The organism is Georgenia halophila, from assembly GCF_039541595.1.
In genome coordinates this window covers 234,696-255,408 of sequence record NZ_BAABGN010000011.1, presented here as the reverse complement: position 1 = coordinate 255,408, position 20,713 = coordinate 234,696, and the positions used below count along the sequence as shown (strand labels likewise).

18 protein-coding genes are annotated in these 20,713 nt (G+C 69.5%); 8 read left to right on the top strand and 10 right to left on the bottom strand.

The window, feature by feature from the left end; all coding sequences use genetic code 11:
* The first annotated feature begins 134 nt into the window (after positions 1-134).
* Positions 135-968, top strand: a complete 834-nt coding sequence (locus ABD907_RS12840; RefSeq protein WP_345216651.1) for an LLM class F420-dependent oxidoreductase — start codon at positions 135-137, stop codon at positions 966-968.
* A 126-nt stretch (positions 969-1,094) separates the two neighbouring features.
* On the opposite strand, the gene ABD907_RS12835 is transcribed toward ABD907_RS12840, so the two are convergent.
* From ABD907_RS12835 to ABD907_RS12820, 4 genes are read right to left on the bottom strand one after another with little or no spacing between them, the layout of a single operon-like run.
* Positions 1,095-2,441, bottom strand: a complete 1,347-nt coding sequence (locus tag ABD907_RS12835) for an ABC transporter substrate-binding protein (protein WP_345216650.1) — start codon at positions 2,439-2,441, stop codon at positions 1,095-1,097.
* 7 nt (positions 2,442-2,448) lie between these two features.
* Entirely contained in the window at positions 2,449-3,408 is a 960-nt protein-coding gene (locus ABD907_RS12830; protein ID WP_345216649.1) for a carbohydrate ABC transporter permease, read from the bottom strand.
* A 7-nt stretch (positions 3,409-3,415) separates the two neighbouring features.
* A complete protein-coding gene (locus ABD907_RS12825; protein WP_345216648.1) occupies positions 3,416-4,348 on the bottom strand; it encodes a carbohydrate ABC transporter permease in 933 nt (310 codons plus the stop codon).
* Positions 4,349-4,367: 19 nt separating this feature from the next.
* Positions 4,368-6,533, bottom strand: a complete 2,166-nt coding sequence (locus ABD907_RS12820) for an alpha-galactosidase (protein ID WP_345216647.1) — start codon at positions 6,531-6,533, stop codon at positions 4,368-4,370.
* A 146-nt stretch (positions 6,534-6,679) separates the two neighbouring features.
* On the opposite strand from ABD907_RS12820, the gene ABD907_RS12815 reads away from it, so the two are divergent.
* The 3 genes from ABD907_RS12815 to ABD907_RS12805 all read left to right on the top strand — a co-directional run bounded on the left by ABD907_RS12815 (position 6,680) and on the right by ABD907_RS12805 (position 10,401).
* Positions 6,680-7,825, top strand: a complete 1,146-nt coding sequence (locus tag ABD907_RS12815; protein WP_345216646.1) for an ROK family protein — start codon at positions 6,680-6,682, stop codon at positions 7,823-7,825.
* Between the two features lie 186 nt (positions 7,826-8,011).
* Entirely contained in the window at positions 8,012-9,667 is a 1,656-nt protein-coding gene (locus ABD907_RS12810; RefSeq protein WP_345216645.1) for an FAD-binding dehydrogenase, read from the top strand.
* Positions 9,668-9,981: 314 nt separating this feature from the next.
* Positions 9,982-10,401: a hypothetical protein gene (locus ABD907_RS12805; protein ID WP_345216644.1), complete on the top strand. Its 420-nt coding sequence runs from the start codon at positions 9,982-9,984 to the stop codon at positions 10,399-10,401.
* Between the two features lie 48 nt (positions 10,402-10,449).
* On the opposite strand, the gene ABD907_RS12800 is transcribed toward ABD907_RS12805, so the two are convergent.
* From ABD907_RS12800 to ABD907_RS12775, 6 genes are all read right to left on the bottom strand, one after another.
* Positions 10,450-10,824, bottom strand: a complete 375-nt coding sequence (locus tag ABD907_RS12800; protein WP_345216643.1) for a cupin domain-containing protein — start codon at positions 10,822-10,824, stop codon at positions 10,450-10,452.
* 8 nt (positions 10,825-10,832) lie between these two features.
* A complete protein-coding gene (locus ABD907_RS12795) occupies positions 10,833-11,921 on the bottom strand; it encodes a Gfo/Idh/MocA family oxidoreductase (protein WP_345216642.1) in 1,089 nt (362 codons plus the stop codon).
* A 7-nt stretch (positions 11,922-11,928) separates the two neighbouring features.
* Positions 11,929-12,753 carry a carbohydrate ABC transporter permease gene (locus tag ABD907_RS12790; protein ID WP_345216641.1) on the bottom strand — a complete coding sequence of 275 codons (825 nt, stop codon included), beginning with the start codon at positions 12,751-12,753 and terminating at the stop codon, positions 11,929-11,931.
* A 4-nt stretch (positions 12,754-12,757) separates the two neighbouring features.
* Positions 12,758-13,624 (bottom strand): carbohydrate ABC transporter permease, encoded by an 867-nt coding sequence (locus ABD907_RS12785; protein WP_345216640.1) that lies wholly within the window; start codon positions 13,622-13,624, stop codon positions 12,758-12,760.
* Positions 13,625-13,726: 102 nt separating this feature from the next.
* The gene (locus tag ABD907_RS12780) at positions 13,727-14,893 is read right to left on the bottom strand and encodes an ABC transporter substrate-binding protein (RefSeq protein WP_345216639.1); all 1,167 of its coding nucleotides are present in this window, start codon (positions 14,891-14,893) and stop codon (positions 13,727-13,729) included.
* Positions 14,894-15,281: 388 nt separating this feature from the next.
* Positions 15,282-16,715 carry an aminotransferase-like domain-containing protein gene (locus tag ABD907_RS12775; RefSeq protein ID WP_345216638.1) on the bottom strand — a complete coding sequence of 478 codons (1,434 nt, stop codon included), beginning with the start codon at positions 16,713-16,715 and terminating at the stop codon, positions 15,282-15,284.
* A gap of 60 nt (positions 16,716-16,775) precedes the next feature.
* Here ABD907_RS12775 and ABD907_RS12770 point away from each other — a divergent pair, with 60 nt between their 5' ends.
* The 4 genes from ABD907_RS12770 to ABD907_RS12755 all read left to right on the top strand — a co-directional run bounded on the left by ABD907_RS12770 (position 16,776) and on the right by ABD907_RS12755 (position 20,695).
* The gene (locus tag ABD907_RS12770) at positions 16,776-18,002 is read left to right on the top strand and encodes a Tm-1-like ATP-binding domain-containing protein (RefSeq protein WP_345216637.1); all 1,227 of its coding nucleotides are present in this window, start codon (positions 16,776-16,778) and stop codon (positions 18,000-18,002) included.
* Between the two features lie 25 nt (positions 18,003-18,027).
* Positions 18,028-18,858, top strand: a complete 831-nt coding sequence (locus tag ABD907_RS12765) for a phosphoenolpyruvate hydrolase family protein (RefSeq protein WP_345216636.1) — start codon at positions 18,028-18,030, stop codon at positions 18,856-18,858.
* Between the two features lie 412 nt (positions 18,859-19,270).
* A complete protein-coding gene (locus tag ABD907_RS12760) occupies positions 19,271-19,597 on the top strand; it encodes a DUF6343 family protein (protein WP_345216635.1) in 327 nt (108 codons plus the stop codon).
* Positions 19,598-19,993: 396 nt separating this feature from the next.
* Positions 19,994-20,695, top strand: a complete 702-nt coding sequence (locus ABD907_RS12755; RefSeq protein ID WP_345216634.1) for a M23 family metallopeptidase — start codon at positions 19,994-19,996, stop codon at positions 20,693-20,695.
* Positions 20,696-20,713: the final 18 nt, after the last annotated feature.

Below are 20,713 nucleotides of genomic sequence, written 5' to 3'. Positions count from 1 at the left end.
CCTCGTCCGGTGCGTGATCATCATCTTCGGCCAGGCCGCGAGCGAGGCACAACCCGAGACCGGTGAACGTCCGAGGGACGCAACCGACGGCCGCCGTCGGGAATGAGGCCGGGTACGGCCAGGTTGCCGCTGCCATGACAACTCAACTCGGTCGATATGGCATCTGGGCACCGGTGGGCGAGCTAGGTCCCGACCTCGCGCGCGTGGTGGAGCAGCTGGGCTACGGCACGATCTGGGTGGGCGGCTCACCCTCGGGCGACCTGTCCGTCGTCGACGAGATGCTGGACGCGACGGAGCGGATCGCGGTCGCGACCGGCATCGTGAACATGTGGAAGACGCCGGCCGAGGAGGCCGCGGCGTCGTTCCACCGCATCGAGGGCCACCACCCCGGACGGTTCCTCCTCGGTGTCGGCATCGGTCATCCCGAGGCGACGGCCGAGTACCGCAGCCCGTACGCCACGATGGTGGACTACCTCGACCGGCTCGACGCCGCCGACGTCCCCAAGGACGGCCGCATCCTCGCCGCGCTCGGGCCGCGGGCGCTCGCGCTCGCCGCGGAGCGCACGGCGGGCAGCCTGCCCTACCTCGTCAGCGCCGAGTACACCCGCGAGGCCCGCCGGGCGCTGGGCGACGCGCTGCTGGCCACGGAGCACAAGGTGGTGCTCGAGACCGACCCGGCGACGGCGCGCGACACCGCACGTCCTACCGTCGCCCGCCCCTATCTCGGGCTGAAGAACTACCGCTCGAACCTCTTGCGCCTGGGCTTCACCGAGGAGGACATGGCCGGCCAGGGCAGCGACCGACTCATCGACGCCCTGGTGGCGCACGGGGACACCGCCGCCGTCGCCGCCGGGCTGAACGCGCACCTCGACGCCGGGGCGGATCACGTCTGCGCGCAGGTCCTCCCCCGCGGCACCGACCCGGTCCCGGTGCTGCGCGAGCTCGCGGAGGAGCTGAATCTGGTCTGACTCGCCTCGGAGCCGCCGCGGTGACTTCCGGGCGGCCGCCGTCCCCGCCGAGCGCTGACACCTGGGTCAAAAGCGGATGTTCAAACGTCCACCTTTGGCGCAGCTGTCAGCACTCGGCGGGAGGCGTCAGTCGTTCTCGAACAGCGCGTTGACGCGCTCGTTGACCTCGGTCAGCGTCGAGACGTCGCGCTGGCCCAGGTAGATGCCGTCCATCACCGGGCCCATGATCGACTCCACGCGGGAGCCGTGACTGGCCAGCGGGTAGAGCGACGTCCAACCCTTGTCAACCAGGTCGGTGAACGGCGTGACGTCGATGCCCTGCTCGGCGAAGGCCTCGATCGCGGCGTCAGTGCCCGCCGGCCGGGCTGGGAAGACGATGGCGTGCTCGCCGACGATCGTCTGGCACGCGTCGGACCCCAGGAAGGCGACCCACTGGGCCGCTGCCGCCGAGTTGTCGGTCTGTGCATTGATGGAGTCGCCGAGCCCGTTGTACATCGACACGGGATGACCGACCGGACCGGCCGGCAGCGTGGCGATGCCCAGGTCGATGCCCTCCAGCGAGGCAAACGTCCTGATCATCCACGACCCGTTCGGGATGATGGCGGCCTGTCCGGTGCCGAGCTGCTGCGCGGTGTCCGGGGCCTCGCCGACCATCTCGTACGGCGGCATGTAGCCCTTGTCCACGAGCCCAAAGTACCACCCGAGCGTGTCCTGGATCTCCGGCTCGTCGAACTGATACTCGGTCGCCCACAGTTCCTCGTCGGTGTGGTGCCAACCGGTGCTGTAGGCGTAGTGGGACCACTCGGTCTGCCCCTGATAGCTCCCCGAGCCGTTGGAGCCGAGACCGTAGGTGGCGACATTGTCCGGGTCGAAGCCCTCCTCGTCGCCGCGGACCCCGTTCTCGTCCACGGTCAGGTGGGCGATGACGTCCTCGTAGGTGCCGCCGTCCTCGGGGTTCCAGGTGAGGTTCTGCATGTCCTCCTCGGTGAGCCCCGCCTCCTCGACGAGGTTCTTGTCGTAGAACAGCGCGATGGTGTCGAAGTCCTTCGGCACGCCGTACGTGCCGCCGTCGGGCCCGACCCACATGTCGGCCAGGCCCTCGTGGAACTCCGACGCGTCGATGTCTCGGGTGGCGGGCTGGGTCTCGAGGTCGAGGAGGGCGCCGCGGGTGACGTACTCGGGGTAGCGGGCGACGTGGTCGGTGAAGACGTCCGGGCCGGCACCGGCCACGAGGGCGGCGGTGAGCTTGTTCCAGTAGTCGTCCCACCCGTACTGGCTGATGCGGACCTCGGTGCCCGACTCGGCCTGGAACGCCTCGGCGCACTCCTGGTAGGCGGGCAGCTGGTTGGCGTCCCACAGCCAGTAGTCCACGACGTCGGACTCGGATCCCTGGACGGCGCTGCAGCCGGCCAGCGCGACGCCGAGCGCGGCCACAGCGGGCAGGGCACGTGACTTGTTGATCGTCGTGCGCATGGTGACCTCACTTGATCCCGGTGAAAGCGATGGAGTTGACGATCCGGCGGGCGAAGACGCTGAAGAGGATCAGCATCGGCAGCGCGGCCACGATGGTCGCCGCCATCAGGCCCGCCCAGTCGGGACCGGTCTGTGGCGTCTGCGCCGTGAAGGTCCCCAGCGCCACGTTGAGGACGCGGGAGTCGTCGGTGTAGGAGACCATCAGCGGCCACAGGTAGTCGTTCCACGCGTTGATGTAGGTCAGGATCGAGATCGTCGCGATGGGGCCGATGTTGAGCGGCACGATGATGGTGAAGAACACGCGGGCCTTGCTGGCCCCGTCCAGGTAGGCGGCCTCCTCCAGGTCCGCCGGCACGCCCATGAAGAACTGCCGCATGAAGAAGATCGCGAACGGGGTCATGAACATGCTCGGCAGCATGATCCCGAGCAGGTTGTCGATGAGCCCCAGGTCCCTCACCAGCAGGAAGTTCGGCAGCAGGGTGAAGATCACCGGCACCATCAGGGAGAGCAGGAAGATCGCGAACACCGCGTCGCGCCCCCGCCAGTGCAGGCGCGAGAACGCGTAGGCCGCCATCGCCGAGAACGTCACCTGGCAGATCGTGATGCCGGTGGAGACGATGACCGAGTTGCGCAGGTAGAGCCAGAAGTCGAGCTGGGCGCCCGAGCCGCCCTGCGCGATCGCCTCCTCCGTGGACTGCAGGCCGAAGACCCGCTCGAAGCCGCCCCAGCTGAAACCCACGGGAAGCGGCGAGGTCGGATCGGTGTAGAGGGCGCCGTTGGAGGAGAACGCCGTGCGGAACATCCACAGGAACGGGAACAGCGTGACGATCACGACGACGACGAGCGCCGCCCAGGCGACCACGCGGCCGGCGCCGGGGCGCGGTCCCCGCCGTCCGCCGTCGTCCGGCCTGGCACCTCGGGCCAGGGACTCGTCGGTCTCGGGCAGGGTTGCTTGCTGGATCGACATCACGGCCTCACTTCAGGTCGGTCTGGCCGGCTCGGGTGACGCGGTACTGGATCACCGTGACCACGAGGAGGATGAGGAGCAGGGCCACGCTCAGCGCCGAGGCGTAGCCGAAGTCGAACTGCGCGAAGGCGTTCTCGTAGATGTAGAGCTGGAGCACGCGGCTGGCGTCCACCGGTCCGCCGTTCGTCGTCACCGACACGGTGTCGAAGACCTGGAACGAGCCGATGATGGAGACGATGAGGACCATGCCGAGGATCGGCCGCAGCACCGGCAGCGTGATGGAGCGGAACATCTGCCACTCGGAGGCGCCGTCGACCCGGGCGGCCTCGTAGAGGATCGGGGGGATGGTCTGCAGGCCGGCGAAGAGCAGCAGAGCCGTGTAGCCCATGTGCCGCCACACGTTGATCATGGCGATCGTGGGGATGGCCCAGGCCTCGGAGGTGAGGAACGGGATGCGCCCGAGACCGAACCACTCGAGGATCGTGGTGCCGATGCCCAGCTGGAAGTCGAGGATCCAGAGGAAGAGGATCGCGGCGACGACGTTGGAGACCAGGTACGGCGCGAGGACGATCGAGCGCCAGAACGTCGAGGTCGCCAGGCGCTGCATCAGGACCGCGATGCCGAGCGCGACGACGGTCTGGACGCCGATGTTGATGACGACGTACTGCAGCGTCACCTTGACCGCGTTCCAGAACACCGGGTCCGCGAGCATGCGGGTGTAGTTGTCGAGCCCGACGAACCGCGGTTCGGAGAGCAGGTCCCACTGCTGGAAGCTGAGCACGATGCCGCGGACCAGCGGCACCACGTAGAACGTCACGAGCCCGATCGAGGCCATGGCGATGAAGACCAGGGCGAGCCGGGTGTCGTCCCGCCGTCTCTTCCGTCGTCGTGGCGGCTCGTTCGGTGGTGCGGTGGTCGTTGTCGCCGGCATCGTTGCCATCGACCGTCTCCCTCGGGTTCTAGACGCTACTGAGGTGCAGGAGGACCTGTTGCTCCGGGTTGAGGTTGGGCATCTGGACGCCGACGCGGTCGAGGACGCGACCGGGAAGGGTCAGTCCGTGCTCCCACCACGCGGTCTTGCCGTCTCGCCGGCGCCGACCGGTGGCGCCGGGCACGAGCGGGGTGACGCGGTACCGGCGCGTGGGGTCCAGCCCGGGCACCCGGACCGCGCCGGGCGCGTTCAGCGGTGAGGAGCGGACGGCGGCGACGGCGAAGATGGCCTCGCCGGCGTCGGCTGCGACGACGCCGTGCAGCCAGTAGGCGTCGTCGGGATGGTCGCCGTGCACGACGTCTCCGCTGTGCAGCAGCTGGCGGTGCTTCTTGTGGGTGTCGATCCACTGGCGGAGCCGGTCGAGCTCCTCGGGCTCGGCGCTCGTGATGTCCCACTCGATGCCCATGTGGGAGAAGAAGGAGGTGCCGGCGCGGAAGTCCAGCGTGTGCGCCCGCCCGGTGGTGTGCGAGACCGGGGAGGCGACGTGCGAGCCGACCATCTCGGGTGGCAGCAGCATCGACGTGCCGGCCTCGATGAGCTGGCGCTCGAGCGGGTCGTTGCAGTCCGAGGCCCAGATGCGCACGCAGCGCGCCATGACGCCGAGGTCGATACGGCCGCCACCGCTGCTGCAGGACTCGATCTCCAGCCCGGGCTGCGCGGCGAGCAGCTCGTCCATGAGCCGGTAGGCCGCCAGGGTCTGCTGGTGGACTGCTGCCCGGCCGGTGGATTGGGTGCCGGCCTCGATGAGGTCGCGGTTGAAGTCCCACTTGATGTACTCGATGCGGTACTCGCGCAGGATCGCGAGCATCTGGTCGCGGACGTGGGCGTAAGCCTCGGGGATGGTGAGGTTGAGGACCTGCTGGTGCCGGGCCTCGGGGGGCCACCGGTCCGGGCGCGCGGCGAGGATCCACTCCGGGTGGGCGCGGGCGACGTCGGAGTCGGGGTTGACCATCTCCGGCTCGAACCAGAGCCCGAACTCCATGCCATGGCCGTGGACGTGGTCGATGATCGGGCCGAGCCCGTCCGGCCAGACGTCCCGGGAGACGACCCAGTCGCCCAGGCCGGAGGTGTCGTCGCGGCGGGAGCCGAACCAGCCGTCGTCGAGGACGTAGCGCTCGACACCGAGGGAGGCGGCGACGTCCGCCAGCTCCTTGAGCTTGTCGAGGGTGTGGTCGAAGTAGACCGCTTCCCAGACGTTGATCTGGACGGGACGGGTGGACGTCGGGTGCTCCGGTCGCGAGCGCAGGTAGCGGTGGAAGCGGCTCGCCGACTCGTCCAGACCCTCGCCGTGGCTGTAGTAGAGCCATGGGCCGGTGTAGGTCTCGTCGGTGTCGAGCCGGATCTCGCCGGCGAGCAGCAGCTCCCCGCCGGCCAGGGTGGAGGCGCCGTGGTTGAGCCGCTCCGCGTAGGTGCGGGTGTTGCCAGACCAGGCGACATGAACGGCGCGGAGCTCGCCGCTGCGCCAGGAGAAACCCCGCCGTCCGGCGGCCATGATGAGTGCGGCGTCGAGCCCGCGGGAGCGCCGGGACTCGCGCAGGTGGGTGCCCTGGGTGAAGGTGTGCCGCTGCTGCGCGCGCTCGCGGCCCCACCGGCCGGTGAGGTCGAGCAGTTCCTCGGCCTCGCTGGGGACGGGAAGATTGAGGTCGAGGCTGTGCAGGTCGAAGACGCCGACGCCGGTGTTGGTGACCGCCGCGCGCATGCGGACCAGGCCGGAGATGAGCAGCTCGATGCCGAGGGCCAGGTCGATCCCCGCGTCGGTGTCCGTAGCCGTGACGGTGACGGCCGTGGCCACGTTCGGTCCGGTGTCGACCTCCTCGATCGCCGTGACGGTGAACGCGGTGGAGAAGTCCGTGCCGGCGCGGTGCCCGGTCAGGCCGGGGGTGCCCATCCATCCCGAGGACTGCTCGGCGAGCAGGGCCAGCGGGACGGGCGTGTCGGTCTGGGAGGGGCGCGGGCTCTGCTGCTGAGCGAGCCGGAGCTGGGCCACGTCCTCGTCGGTCAGTCGGCCGAGGTCGGTGCCCCAGTGGAGGACCCGGGGCAGGCCGTCACCGGCGCAGTCGAGGACCAACGAGGTGCCCGCCGCTCGCAGGTTGAGATGATCGTTCCAGCTGGTCTGGCGGGACGGCTCTGTCACGGGGAAGCACTCCTTGGTCGGCGCCCAGTTAGTGTTGCGGCAACATCATGTCGGCGTCAACACCCGCTCCGAACGGCTGCGAGCCCCGTATCGGGGGACATGATGCGTGAGCATTGGTTTTTGCCGGAAGAAATGGAGGCGCCGTCGTGAACGATCACGCCTCGCCGTGGATGCCCCTCGAGGGCTCGAGCCAAGCGGTGGCCCTCGAGGTGCTGCTGCATGGCCCGCTGTCGCGCTCCGAGCTCGCGCGCCGGGTCCACCTCTCGCACGCCAGCCTCTCGCGGCTGACCAAACCGCTCGTGTCCTCGGGTCTGCTCGTGGAGGGCATGAGCTCGCCCCGGCCCGCCGGGATGGGGCGACCGAAACAACCGTTGGACGTCGTCGAGGACGCTCACCACTTCCTCGGGGTCAAGCTCACCGGCGACCGGGCGCACGCCGTGGTCACCACCATGCGGGCGCGAGTGGTCGGGCAGGCGTCAGCGCCGCTCCCGGACCACGGCGTGCCTTCCGTGGTGGAGCTGGTGCAGCGGCTCGCCGCTGAGGCCGACGAGGAGGTCGGAAACCTCGCGGGCATCGGCGTCAGCGTCGGCGGGCTCGTCAGCGACGGAGCCGTCGTCGAGCACGCGACGTTCCTGGAGTGGGAAGACGTGCAGCTCGCCGACGTCCTGGCGGAGCGGACGGGGCTGCCGGTCGTGGTCGAGAACGACGTGACCGCCCTGACGGAGGCCGAGCGCTGGTTCGGTGCCGGGCGCGATCGGGAGACCTTCACCGTGCTGACCATCGGGGCCGGCATCGGCTACGGGCTGGTGTCCCACGGCCGGCTCGTGACGTCCGGTGACGCCGGCCTCGGCCCGGTCGGGCACGCCCTCGTCGCGCCGGGTGGCCCGAGATGCGGCGCCGGGCACAGCGGCTGCGCCGCGGCGGTCCTCACCGCGCACGCCCTCAGTGCCGCCGTCGCGACGGCGACCGGTCGCTGGCTGCGTACGGACGAGATCCTGCGGCTGGCGCGGGAGGGCGACGCCGTCGCGCGGAGGGTCGTGGGCGATGCGGGCCGGGCGCTCGGTCGCCTGGTCGGCACCGCGGCCTCCTTCTCGCTGTCGTCGACCGTCGTGCTCAGCGGCGAAGAGGTGGGCCTGGCCGACGCCGCGCACGACGCCGTCCGGGCCGGCATCCGCGAGGTTCGGCACCCGATGGCCGAGCCCGTGACGATCGAGACGCGCAGCGCCGGTTTCGACGAGTGGGCGCGCGGAGCCGCGGTAGTGGCGATCCAGGCATTCGTGACTGGCGGCTGAGCCCGCCCGCGCCCGGGCTCGGCCGTCGAGCGTCGCCGGTCACGAAAGTTTGCCCTATGTGTGGCTGGGAAGGACAAGAACAGCACATTTATCGCAGGACGCATCGGCGTGAGCAGCGACCGCCACGCCGTGCGCCAGCCCCCGCTGGTACGTTCGCCTCCTCCGCCACGTCCCGAGGGAGCGCGCATGGCCACGGATGACGCCGACGTCATCGTCGTCGGAGCGGGCCTGGCCGGCCTGGTCGCCACCACCGAGCTGGTCGACGCCGGCAGGCGGGTGCTCCTTCTCGACCAGGAGAACCTGGCGAACCTGGGCGGGCAGGCCTGGTGGTCCTTCGGTGGTCTCTTCCTGGTCGACTCGCCCGAGCAGCGACGCCTGCAGGTGCGCGACTCCTTCGACCTGGCCTGGCAGGACTGGGACGGCACCGCCGGCTTCGACCGCGAGCGCGAGGACCACTGGCCGCGCCGGTGGGCGCGCGCCTACGTCGACTTCGCCACGGAGGAGAAGCGTGCGTGGCTGCACGGTCTCGGGGTGCGGTTCTTCCCCGTCGTCGGCTGGGCCGAGCGCGGCGGCCAGGGGGCCACCGGCCCCGGGAACTCCGTGCCGCGGTTCCACATCGTGTGGGGCACCGGTCCGGGACTCCTCGAGCCGTTCGTGCGGCGGGTCCGTGCCGCCGTCGGCTCGGGGCAGGTCACGCTCGCGATGCGGCACCGTGTCGACCGGCTCACCATCACCGACGGTGCGGTCGACGGCGTCGCCGGGACGATCCTCGAACCGTCCGACGCCGCACGCGGGGTCGCGTCGTCACGCGGCCGTGTCGACGAGTTCGAGCTGCATGCGGGCGCCGTCGTCGTCACCTCTGGCGGCATCGGCGCCAACCACGACCTGGTACGACAGTTCTGGCCGGACCGGCTCGGCACACCGCCGGAGCAGATGCTCACCGGGGTGCCGGCGTACGTGGACGGCCGCATGCTCGGCGTCGCGGAGCGGGCGGGCGCGAGCCTGGTCAACCGCGACCGCATGTGGCACTACACCGAGGGCATCGCGAATCACTCCCCCGTCTGGCCGGGTCACGGCATCCGGATCCTGCCCGGCCCGTCGTCGTTGTGGCTGGACGCCACCGGCCGCCGACTCCCCGCGCCGAACTACCCCGGTTTCGACACCCTCGGCACGCTCGGTCACCTGCGCACCACCGGGCACGACCACAGCTGGTTCGTCCTGACCCAGCGGATCGTGGAGAAGGAGTTCGCGCTCTCGGGCTCCGAACAGAACCCGGACCTGACCGGCCGGGACCTGCGCCTGCTCGGCGCTCGGCTCAAGGCCGGCGCACCCGGCCCGGTGGAGGCGTTCCTGCGGCGCGGCGAGGACTTCGTCGTGGCGGACTCGCTCGTCGAGCTCGTCACCGGCATGAACGCGTTGACCCCCGCGCCGCTCCTCGACCCGCTTCAGGTCGAGCACGAGGTCGTGGCGCGGGACCGCGAGACGGCCAACGCATTCTCCAAGGACCCGCAGATCACGGCCCTGCGCGGGGCGCGCTCCTACCTCGGCGACAAGCTCATCCGCGTCGCGCCGCCGCACCGGCTGCTCGACCCGGACGCCGGCCCGCTCATCGCCGTCAAGCTCCACGTCCTCACCCGCAAGACCCTCGGCGGCCTGGAGACCGACCTGGACGGCCGGGTCCTCCGGCCCGACGGCGAGCCGTTGCCGGGACTCTTCGCCGCCGGGGAGGTTGCGGGCTTCGGTGGCGGAGGGATGCACGGGTACGCCTCGCTGGAGGGCACCTTCCTCGGCGGGTGTCTGTTCTCCGGGCGCCAGGCGGGCCGGGGCGCGGCCGCCGGCTGACCTGCCGAGTACCGCGCCGGAGGCCGCCACGGCCGCCCACCGGACGAGACGTCGAAATCGAGCGTCAAAGTCGTCGCCACAGCGGCCTGCGCGCGCTTTACTTCTCCTAGCGACCGTGGGGGTGCGGTCGCCGGGCCGACGCCGTTGTCGGCCCTTGCGCACCGCGTCGGGCGGGCAAGCGTCCGACCACTTCGCCGAGTCCGCCGCGTGCTGCCGCGACGGACGCCTTCGGCCAACCCCGCAGCGTGAGATCGGTTCCGCGACCGCGGGACCGTGACCGGCCGAGCCCTCGGCCACCTGCCGAAAGGACAGAGATGTCCCGAACCACCCGCGTCTTCGGACGCTGTATCGGAGCGGTCGCCGGCGCGGCCGCGTTCTCCCTCGCTCTCGCAACGACCGCCTCCGCCCACGAGTGCTACAAGGAGGACTGGAGCGACGCGGCACATGCCCGGCTCAGCCAGGGCGGTACCGCGTGGCTACCCATGAGCGACCTCGGCGAGTACGTCGTCGCCGTGGAGATGGGTCTGCCGGAGTGCGCGTACGTCGTCGACGGCGTCGTCGACGACTACGTCGCCATGACGGGGCTGGACGCGGAGCCGCTTGTCCATTCCCGTGCCACGATCGGCGGCGGGCCCGAGCGTGGGGGTCGGGCTGCACCACCGATCTCCTACCTCGACTTCTCGATCCTCGGCCCGCTGCTCGAGGACGCGGTCGGGGACTGCCTGTCCGCATGATTCGCGTCCCGGGACCGCCGTGCGCCGGCGGTCCCGGGACGACGGCGGCTACTCCCCGACCGCCTGCCGGTCCGCCGTGTCGAAGGTGATGACGAACTCGGCCACGTCGTCACCGACGTTGCGCGCGTTGTGAAGGCTCCCCTGCGGGATGCTGACGACGTCGCCGGCCCGCATCGCGAACACGTCGTCACCGACCGTGTGCTCGATGGTGCCGCGAAGCACGTACAGCACCTCGTCACAGTTCGGGTGATAGTGCCGCGGGTTTGCCTGGCCGGGCTCGATGTAGCACCGGCCCACGGTCAGCACCTCGGAGTTGCCGATCTCGCCGGAGACCATCCAGACGAGTCGGCCCCATGGCTGCTCCTGGACGACAAAGCTCTCCGGTCGGCTCAGGGTCGGGTGGGTGTCGGTCACGTCGCTCATGCTGCTCCTCAACGGTGTTCTCTGACAGATCCGACCTCACCGGCCGGCAGTCGCTGGTATGTCTCATACAGGGCCATGATCTGGGCCACCTGGTCCAACGTCCCCAGGGTCAGGTCGGCCGAACCACGCACCGCTTCGCAGAAGTGAAGGATCTCGGGCGCGTAACCGAGGTAAAAGAGATTCTTGTTGTACAGCTGGCCGAGGGAGTACTCCGGCTCCCACGTCAGGGGAGCCACCTCGTCCGGTACGACGTAGGAGGCCGATCGTCCGTAGGTCTGCTTGGCTCCCGAGCGGTAGTAGGTCACGCGCACACCGTTCTCCACCACCACGTTCCCGCCGCGCCCGACCACCTCGACCCGCTCGAGCGGACTGGTCGATGCCGAGCCCGCGGCCAGGTGGAGGGACCCGACCGCGCCGGACTCGAACTTCAGGGCCGCGACACTTCCCTCGTTCGCGGGCTCCCATTCATAGCTCATCCGTGAGACCGCACCGGCCAGATAGGTCAGCACGGCCGCCGGGTGGTAGATGTGGTCGAGGAACCCCCGCATGGCACGGCCGTCGAACCGCTCACCCTCCGGCGGCAACGACTGCGGGTATCGCACGGATATCGACGCCAGGGGGCCGAACTCATCCGAGTCGATGATCGCCCTGACCTTCTGCATCGCCGGCGTGAACATCTTTTTGAGGCCGGTCATGACAAGTCGACCCGCCTCCTCGCTCGTGCGGGCGAGCGCCCGCACCGCCGCGCTCGTCGATGCCGTCGGTTTCTCCATCCATACGTTCGCACCTGCGCGCAGGCAGTCGGCCGCGAGCTCCGTCGCCTGGACCTCACCGTCCTCGTGGTACCCGGTCACGATGAATACGACTTCGGGGCGCTCTGCGGCGAGCATCTCGTGGTGATCGGAATAGGCGCGGCCCGCGCCGAACTGCTTCGCATACTTCTCGGCACGGCCGAGATCCGTGTCACACACCGCGCAGAGGTCGATCGGGGCATACTGCAGCGCCGGATAGACATTGCGGAACGAGTGACCACCCGCACCGATGAACCCTGCCCGGAGAGTGGTTCCATACTCGAAGCTGTACGTTATGTCGGTCACGCTCTACTCATTTCGACGATCCGGCTAGAAGGCCTTCGGTAAATGCTCTCTGCAGCGCCAGATAGACAACGATCGAAGGTATCATTGCCAAGGTAATTCCGCCGAAGAGTGCACCGTAGTCGGAGCTGTACTGGCCTTGGAACTGGGTCAGCCCCAACGGGATGGTCATCGTGTCGTTGCTGAACAGCAGGAGCAGAGCCAGCAGATACTCGTTCCAGGCGCCCAAAAATGCGAACACCGTGACCGCCAGCATCGCGGGCTTCGCCAGCGGCGCCATCACGAGGAAGAACGTTCGCCACGTCGACGCGCCGTCGATCGCCGCCGCCTCGGACAGCGAGTCAGGCAGATCCCGGAAGAAGTTCCTCATGATGAAGACGCCCAGGGGCAGCCCGGTGGCGACGATCACCAGCGTCAGGCCGGTGAGGCTGTCGATCAGGCCGATGGCGCGCATCTGGTAGAACACGGGGACGACGATCGCCTCGACGGGGAGTGTGATCGTCACGAGGAGCACGTAGAAGAGCCAGCCCGTCCCCCGGCCCGCCAGGCGTCCGAACACATAGCCCGCGGGCGTGGCTACCACGACGGTGATCACGGTCGCGGAGATGGCGACGACCACGCTGTTGGCGAAGTAGGCGGCAAACTTGCCCTGCGTCCAAGCGGTCTCGAAATTTTGCAGGGTCCACGACGCCGGCAACGAAAGTGTTTCACCGAAAATCTCGGAATCGTTCTTGAACGCGTTCGTCAAGACCCATAGAAACGGTACGAGGATCAGCCCTACGAGTACCGCGACGAGGGCGCTGATGATTGCGCTGCGCCGAACTGCGGCAGTCATGTGCTCATCTCCTTTCCGCGGCGCGGTCCCGCCACCAGGTTGTCCCGAACGTCACCACGATCGCGATGACGGCGATAGAGAGCCCGGCGGCAGAAGCCGTTCCGACGTCATTCGACTGGAATGCCTGACGCCAGACGTAGACCGCTGCCAGCTCCGTCGCATTCGAAGGGCCCCCTCCGGTCATCGCCCACACGGTGCCGAAACCCTTCAGCGCATTGACGAACGCCAACACGAGAACCAGGCTCATCGTGTTGTAGAGCGACGGGAGGGTGATGTGCCTGAACCGCTGCCAGCTCCCCGCCCCGTCCAGCATGGCCGACTGATACAGCGTCGCGTCGATCGTCTGCATCCCGGCCAGCAGGATGACCAGATAGAAACCGAATGCCTGCCATGCGCTGGCCACGCCGACCGCGCCGAGCGCGAGTGCCTGATCGCCCAACCAGGCCCGGCCGAGCGCCTCGAGCCCGACGACGCCCAGGACTTCGTTGAGCAGCCCGATGCTCGGGTGGAAGATCTGGCCCCAGATCACACCCACCACCGACAGTGCCAGGACGTTGGGCAGAAAGGCCAGACTTCGGAAGGTCGTTCGGGCCCGCGGCCAGCGAATCTCGTTGATCAGCGCCGCCAGGAAGAGGGCTCCGCCCACCGCTAGGAACAGGTGCATCACCCACCACACGAGGGTGCGACCCAGAGACTGGAGGAAGCGCAGGTCGGTCCAGACGTAGGCGAAGTTCCCGAGCCCGACCGGGTCCATCGTCGGTGACACGCCGTCCCACGAGTGGACACTCAGCTGGATGCCGCGGCCGAGCGGCACGAGGACGAACACCGCGAGGAGCGCGAAGCACGGCAGCAGCATGATGGCGATCGGCACGGCGTTCCGGCGCCTCGCACGTGGGCGACGGCGTCCGGGCCGTGCGGACGCGGGTGAGTCGGACCGTTGCGGGAGCGTCGTGGACGTGACCATGGGGCTGGATCACTCTGCGTCGCGGTTGCTGGAGAGCTCCTGCTCGATGTCGCCCATCAGGGTCGCGGCATCGCTGTTCTGGGCGAGCAGGCCCTGCACGGCGGCGTACCAGGCCTCTGCGCTGGTCCCCGGCAGGTACACGCTCGGGTTGTAGCCCGTGCCGCGCTCGACGGCCTCGACCGCCTGGGCGATCGCGGGGTGGAAACCACCGGTGTCCTCGACCAGCCGCGCCGGCGCCCATGGGGTGTTGTGCTCGACGGCGAGCGACAAGTACTCCTCGCTGCTGACCCATTCCAGCCACTTCTGTGCTGCGGGCATCACCTGGGTCTCGGCGTTGACCACCCAGCTGAGGGCGAGGCCGGACGTGGGGTGCTCGTACTCCGGGCGGTTGGAGGGCATCGGGGTGACCTCGATGGAGCCGGTGTCGTAGCCGTCCTCCTCCCGCCCCGGAATGGTGGCCTGTGTCCCCACCATCATCGCGCCAGCCTTCTCGTCGAAAGCGACCCCGGCCTGGTCGTGGTCGAGCGCGAGTGCGTCCTCACCGTTGATGCACCCGTTGTCGATGAGCTCGGTGACCTTCTCGGCCCCCTCGACGATCGGTTCCTGGGTGAAGGCACCGTCCCCGAACAGGACGTCCCTCATCACATCCTGGCCCGCCGCGGACTGGACGAGCGTCCCGAGTAGCCAGCCGCCCGCGAAGTGGTTCCTGGCGCCCACCACGAGCGGCGTGACTCCGCTCTCGGCCAGGGGCTTGCAAGACGCGACGAGCTCGTCCCACGTCTCCGGTGGCTTTACGCCGGCGGCCTCCAGGACGTCCGCGTGGTAGTAGAGCTGGAAGATGTCCCGCCCTTCGACGACCTCGTAGACGCTGCCGTCCGGGGCGGTGGTCTGCGCGATGACGTCCTCCGAGTAGCGCTCGGTGATGTCGTACTCGGCGAACGTGTCGTCCAGGTTGGCGACGAGGCCCGCCTCGGAAAGCATGCCGACCCGCGCCGGGCCCGAGTTCACCAGAAGGACGTCAGCCCCTTCGCCCGACCGTAGGTGGCTCTGCACGCTGCCGTTCTCGAATGTCAGCGGTGAATTCGTCACCTCCACCTGGACGTCCGGGTTCTGGCGTCTGAACTCCTCGACAACGGCCTCGAAATGCGGCTGCTGCTCGAAGTTGATGCGCAGCACGCCGTCTTCTCCGCCGTTTCCCGAGGCGTCACCCCCCGTGCCGCCCCCCGGTGCGGCGCTGGAGCACGCGGACAGTGCAAGACACGATCCGGCCAGCAGAGCGGGTAATCCTTTACAGGTTCTCATGCGGGTTCCATCTCCCTGTGGTTTCAACTCCGTCGTCGGCTGCTCGGACAGCTGCCTGCACGTTCGCGCACCCCAACCCCTGGTCGTCGACCCGGCCGGGGCGGCCACGATGTCGCTGGACCGCGGTGTCGTCGGGACCACGGTGTCGCGAGGCCACGAGCAGCGCCCGCTTCATGGTGGCCGAACACGCCGCGCGATGAGAGGGCCAATTCCGGCTTGATGGCCCTCGCCTGGACAATCAGGCCGAGGGAGCGGACCGTCGTTAGCCCGCCCAGACCTGCGCGAGCAGCTCGATGCCGCGCACTGTCAGCTCGGGGGCGCCCGCGTAGGACAGGCGGACATGGTCGTCGAGACGGTCCATGACGCTGAAGGTGGACCCTGGCATGAGGCGGACGCCGCCGCGCTCCGCCCGCTGCGTGAACGCCGTCGCTCCGGCGCTCGGCAGCTGGATCCACAGGGACCCACCGCCCCGGGGTATCTGCGGCGTCCACTCCGGCAGGTGCTCGGCCAGCGCGTCGAGCGCGATCCGGCGGTTCTCGCTCAGCATCATCAGGCGCTCGTCGCGCGCACGCTCGATCTCCGGCAGCAGCTGGCTGGCGAGGATCTGGGCGACGAGCGAGGTCCCGAGGTCCATCGCGCCCTTGACCTCGGCGAGCTCGGACACCAGGTCCGGGTTCGCACGCAGCCATCCGAGCCGCAGTCCGCCCCAGAACGACTTGCTCACCGAACCGACGGTCACGATGAGGTCACCGCCGCTCCCGAGGGGGATAGGCCGGCGCTCGCCGTCGATGATCGTGTCGGCGAGCGTCGCGTCGTCGATCACCGGGACACCGTGCCGAGCCGCGAGGGCCGCGACACGGCTGCGCCGGAAGCCGTCGAGGACCGATCCGGTCGGATTGTGGACCGTGGACTGCAGGACGACGAGCGAGGGTGACTCCCTCGAGATCGCGAGCGCGAGCTCCTCGACGTCGACGCCGTCGGCACCCGACGCCACCCCGACGAGCCGCACGCCCAGCGCCTTCAGCGATTCGATCGCGCCGCGGAACGAGGGCTCCTCGACGATCACCGTAGAGCGGGGCGTGACGAACGATTCCGCGGCCAGGCGAAGGGCCTGCTGCGCGCCCGACGTCACGAGGATGTGTCCGGGCTCCGTCGGCAGGCCGAGGTTCGAGTAGTACTCGGCGATCGCCGCTCGCAGCTCGGGCAGACCGGATGGGAGGTAGCCGTGCGAGGCCACGAGCTCGCGTGTTCGCGAACCGTCCAGCATGTTGAGCTGGTCCGCCACCATCGGCAGGCCCGGCAGCGCAGCGCTTCGAAGGTCGATCCGATCGGGTCCCTCGTCGGGCATGAACGAGCGCAGCCGGTGCTCGCCGCGCATCGTCCGGGGCTGGCTCGAGGCCGTGACGTAGGTGCCGTCACCCCTTCTGCTGGACAGCAGACCATCGCCCCGCAGCAGGTCGAGCGCCTTCGTCACGCTGTTGCGGCTCAGGCCGAGCGCCGTGCTCAATGCACGCTCCGACGGGAGCCGCGTGCCGGAGGACATGGCTCTCGTGCGGATCAGGTCCCGCAGCTGGTTGGCAAGCTCGTCGTGCAGCGCACCCTCACCGCGCCGCCAGTCACCCAGGAGGCGGACGAGCCGGTTGGGGCCGATCGAAGCCAATCTGAACGAATTGGCACTCGATCGCTCCACAGTCATGGCCATAGTGTGCGCATCGCAACAGGGTTCGGGTCTAGCCCCGCCCAGGAAGTATTCTCGATGCAACCCACAGTCGTGCTGCTCGGAACGCTCGACACCAAATCCACCGAGTACGCATTTGTGCGCGAAATCCTGCAGAAAACCGGAATCGGGACGGTCACCGTCGATGCCGGAGTTCTCGGCGAGCCAGGCTTTCGCCCCGATATCGACCGGAATCGTGTCGCGGACGCGGGCGGTGGCGACCTCGAGAAGCTCGTGACCGGGGGCGACCGTGGCGCCGCCCTCGCAGTCATGCAGCGCGGTGCTGCCGCCATCGTCCGGGAGCTGCACCAGGAAGGCCGCATCCAGGGCGCCCTCGCACTGGGGGGAACGGGTGGGACCTCCCTCGCGGCGGCCGCGTTTCGTCAGCTGCCGCTCGGCTTTCCCAAGCTCATCGTCTCGACCGCCGCCTCTGGCAACACCGAGCCGTACGTGTCCGAGACCGACCTCATCCTCGCTCCCAGCGTCGTCGACATCTCGGGCCTCAACCGCATCTCCACGCGTGTGCTGGCGAACGCGGCGGCGGCGCTCATCGGCATGGTGTCGGCGCCCCCGCTCCCGGAGCAGGGCGATCGCCCGATGGTGGCCGCCAGCATGTTCGGCGTGACGACGGCGTGCGTCACCCAGGCACGGGAGCGGCTCGAGGCTCTCGGGTACGAGGTCATCGTCTTCCACATGACCGGCTCGGGCGGCAGGGCGATGGAGTCGCTCATATCCCAGGGCTTCTTCGCGGGCGTGCTCGACGTCACGACCACCGAGCTGGCGGACCACCTCGTGGGCGGCGTCTTCGACGCCGGGCCGGACAGACTCACCGCCGCAGCCACGACAGGCACTCCGCAGGTGATCTCCGTCGGTGCGCTGGACATGGTGAACTTCGGACCGCGCGACTCGGTGCCCCCGCAGTTCACCGATCGCAACCTGTACGAGCACAACGCCAGCGTCACCCTGATGAGAACCACGCCGGACGAGTGCGCGGGACTGGGCGCGGAGCTCGCCCGCAAGGCGTCCACGGCGAGCGGACCGGTGACGGTCGTGCTGCCGCTGCGTGGGATCTCCGCCATAGCGGGCGCAGGCGGGCCCTTCTTCGACCCGCACGCGGATGACGCTCTCTTCACCGCCGTCCGCTCGGGTCTCGAGGGCTCGGACGCCGCCCTCGTCGAGCTCGACACCGACATCAACGATCCCACGTTCGCCGAGGCGATCGTCGATCGGCTCCATGCAGCCATCACCAACCAACCAGCCAGCTGACTCCTGACGCCAGAAGAGGACAAACATGCCATTCGTTCCCCGCTCCGAGATCCTCGACCACCTCCGGGCCAAGGTGGAGGACCGCCGCCCCATCGTCGGTGCCGGCGCCGGAACCGGCCTTTCGGCCAAGTGTGAGGAGGACGGCGGCGCGGACCTCATCATCATCTACAACTCGGGGCGCTACCGGATGGCCGGACGCGGTTCGCTCTCCGGACTCCTCGCCTACGGGAACGCGAACGACATCGTCGTCGAGATGGGGCGCGAGGTTCTGCCCATCACGAAGCGCACGCCGGTGCTGGCGGGGGTCAACGGGACCGACCCGTTCTTCGATCCCACCCGATTCGTCGAGAGCCTGCGCCAGCAGGGATTCTCCGGGGTACAGAACTTTCCGACGGTAGGCCTCATCGACGGTGAGTTCCGGGCGAACCTGGAGGCGACGGGCATGGGCTACGACCTCGAGGTCGAGACCATCGCACGTGCGCACGAGGCCGGTCTGCTCACGACTCCGTACGTCTTCAGCGTCGACGACGCCGTGGCGATGACCGAGGCGGGAGCCGACGTCATCGTCTGCCACATGGGCCTCACGACGGGAGGCATGATCGGCGGGGAGACGTCGAAGACGCTCGACGACTGCGTCCGGCTCGCGGACGAGTGCTCGGCCGCCGCGCGAGCCGTTCGCCCGGACGTGATCGTGCTCGTGCACGGCGGCCCCATCGCCGACCCGGCCGACACGCAGTACGTGCTCAACAACGCGGAGCATGTCCACGGCTTCTACGGGGCGTCGTCGATGGAACGCCTGCCCACCGAGCGTGCGCTCACCGCGGCCGTGCGCGAGTTCACCGAGCTCACGATCTGAGCTCTCGCGACGCGCTCAGCACCCGGCCACCTGCCGGGAGAGCTCGGGGGGCCGGCATAACCGGCTTGAAGCTCGGCCGCCGCGTCCAGGAGCCTCGCGAGCCAGCGCTGGGTCGGTCTCCGGCATTGCTCCTCCGCAGGGCCGATGAGCCGGCGCGGTAGGGCACCACGAAGCGCACGCCGCAGCGTGCCGGCTCGCCGGTTCGGGCGATACGGCCGTTACCGCGCACGGGTCGGGACCGGAGCAGACCGACTGCCTCGCGTAGATCCCCGAGGCTCGGGGGCCCGGGCCTCGTGGCGGTGACGCTGCGTGGCGCCGTCACAGCGCACACCAGGTGCCGCATCCGCAAGCGCCCGTGTCGCCGCTCCCGTTCGTCCTGCGGGGCCGTACGCGTGTGGGTAGCGTCGGTGACATGACCGGCGAGCAGGACGAGAGATCCGGTCGGGATGGTCAGCACGACCGGCAGTCGGGCCACGATCGGGAGCGCTACCGGCACGGCCTGCCGGACCACCACGACCCCACGGCCGGTATCGGCGGCGCACCTCCCGCGCGCAGCGCGCTGACGCTGCGGCTGATCCTCGCCGACATCGGACTCATCGCCGGGATCCTGCTCGCCGTGTGGGCGGCCACGGAGGACGCACCACTCGTCTGGATCATCCTGCCGGCGGTGATGGCCGTGACGGCCGCCGTCGACCTCCTCGTCGTCCTCCGACGCAAGCGCCGGGGCGAACCGGGCTGATGAGCACCGGAGTGGTGACCCCGCCGGACCGTGCGCGCCGCGATGGAGGCGGGTGAAGGTCGTCGCGGCCGCCGGCAGCAACGGCTACTCCACCGGCCCGTAGCCCGAGACGGCGAGCCAGGTAGGACCCGCCCAAGTTGTGAGACCACGCACGTCGTGACCCACTTCATGGCCTGCGGCCGGGGCACCTGTCTATCCTCGCGACGCAATCCCCGCTCCTGCTCCGTGGGCACAACCATGCTTCCGGGAGCGTGTGGTGGTGCCGACCCCTGGAAGTGTGACATGACCGCCCGCCGCGACACGAAGACGCCCCGACGCTCACACCGCGCCGAACCCCTCCCGGCGACCCGTCGCCGACTTGCCGCAAAGGTCGCGGTGATCGTGACGCTCGCCGCGATGACGTGTGGCACCGCCGTGATCACGACGGAGCCCGCCGGTGCCGCCCCTCGGGTGGCCATCGTGCCGAGCGTGCTCGGTGTTCTCGACGCCGCAGACGCCTCGGTCCGGACCCCGGATGCCCTGGCAGCCGATCCCACCTCACACGGCCGCGCCCAGCTGCAGGCGGCCTCGCGCGCCGATGCTCGCGAGGCGCTGCCCGACGAGTCCGCAGAGGGCGCCGACGGCGCCGCGGCGGCCGTCACCGACCCCGCGCAGGTGGCCATGCCGCTCGCGGCCGGCACCTTCCGGCACACCTCCGACTACGGACCCCGGAGCAACCCGATCGGGGGCGGCGCCGGCATGCACACCGGCACCGACTTCTCGGCACCCCTCGGCACCCCGATCCACTCGATCGCCGACGGCGTCGTCACCCATGTCGGCGAGGGCATCGACGGCCGGTCCAGCATGCTCATCATCGTCGAGCACGAGATCGACGGCGAGACCGTCGAAAGCTGGTACAACCACATGTACTCGGACGGTATCCACGTCAAGACCGGTCAGAAGGTCGACGCCGGCCAGGTGATCGCCGAAGTGGGGAACAACGGTTACTCCACCGGCCCGCACCTGCACCTCGAGATCCATCCGGGCACCCGCAGCGAGACGGTCGACCCGCTCCCGTGGCTCGAGGCCGCCGAGGCCGTGGACGTCAGCGACCTCTGAGCTGCCGCCCCGGGCAGA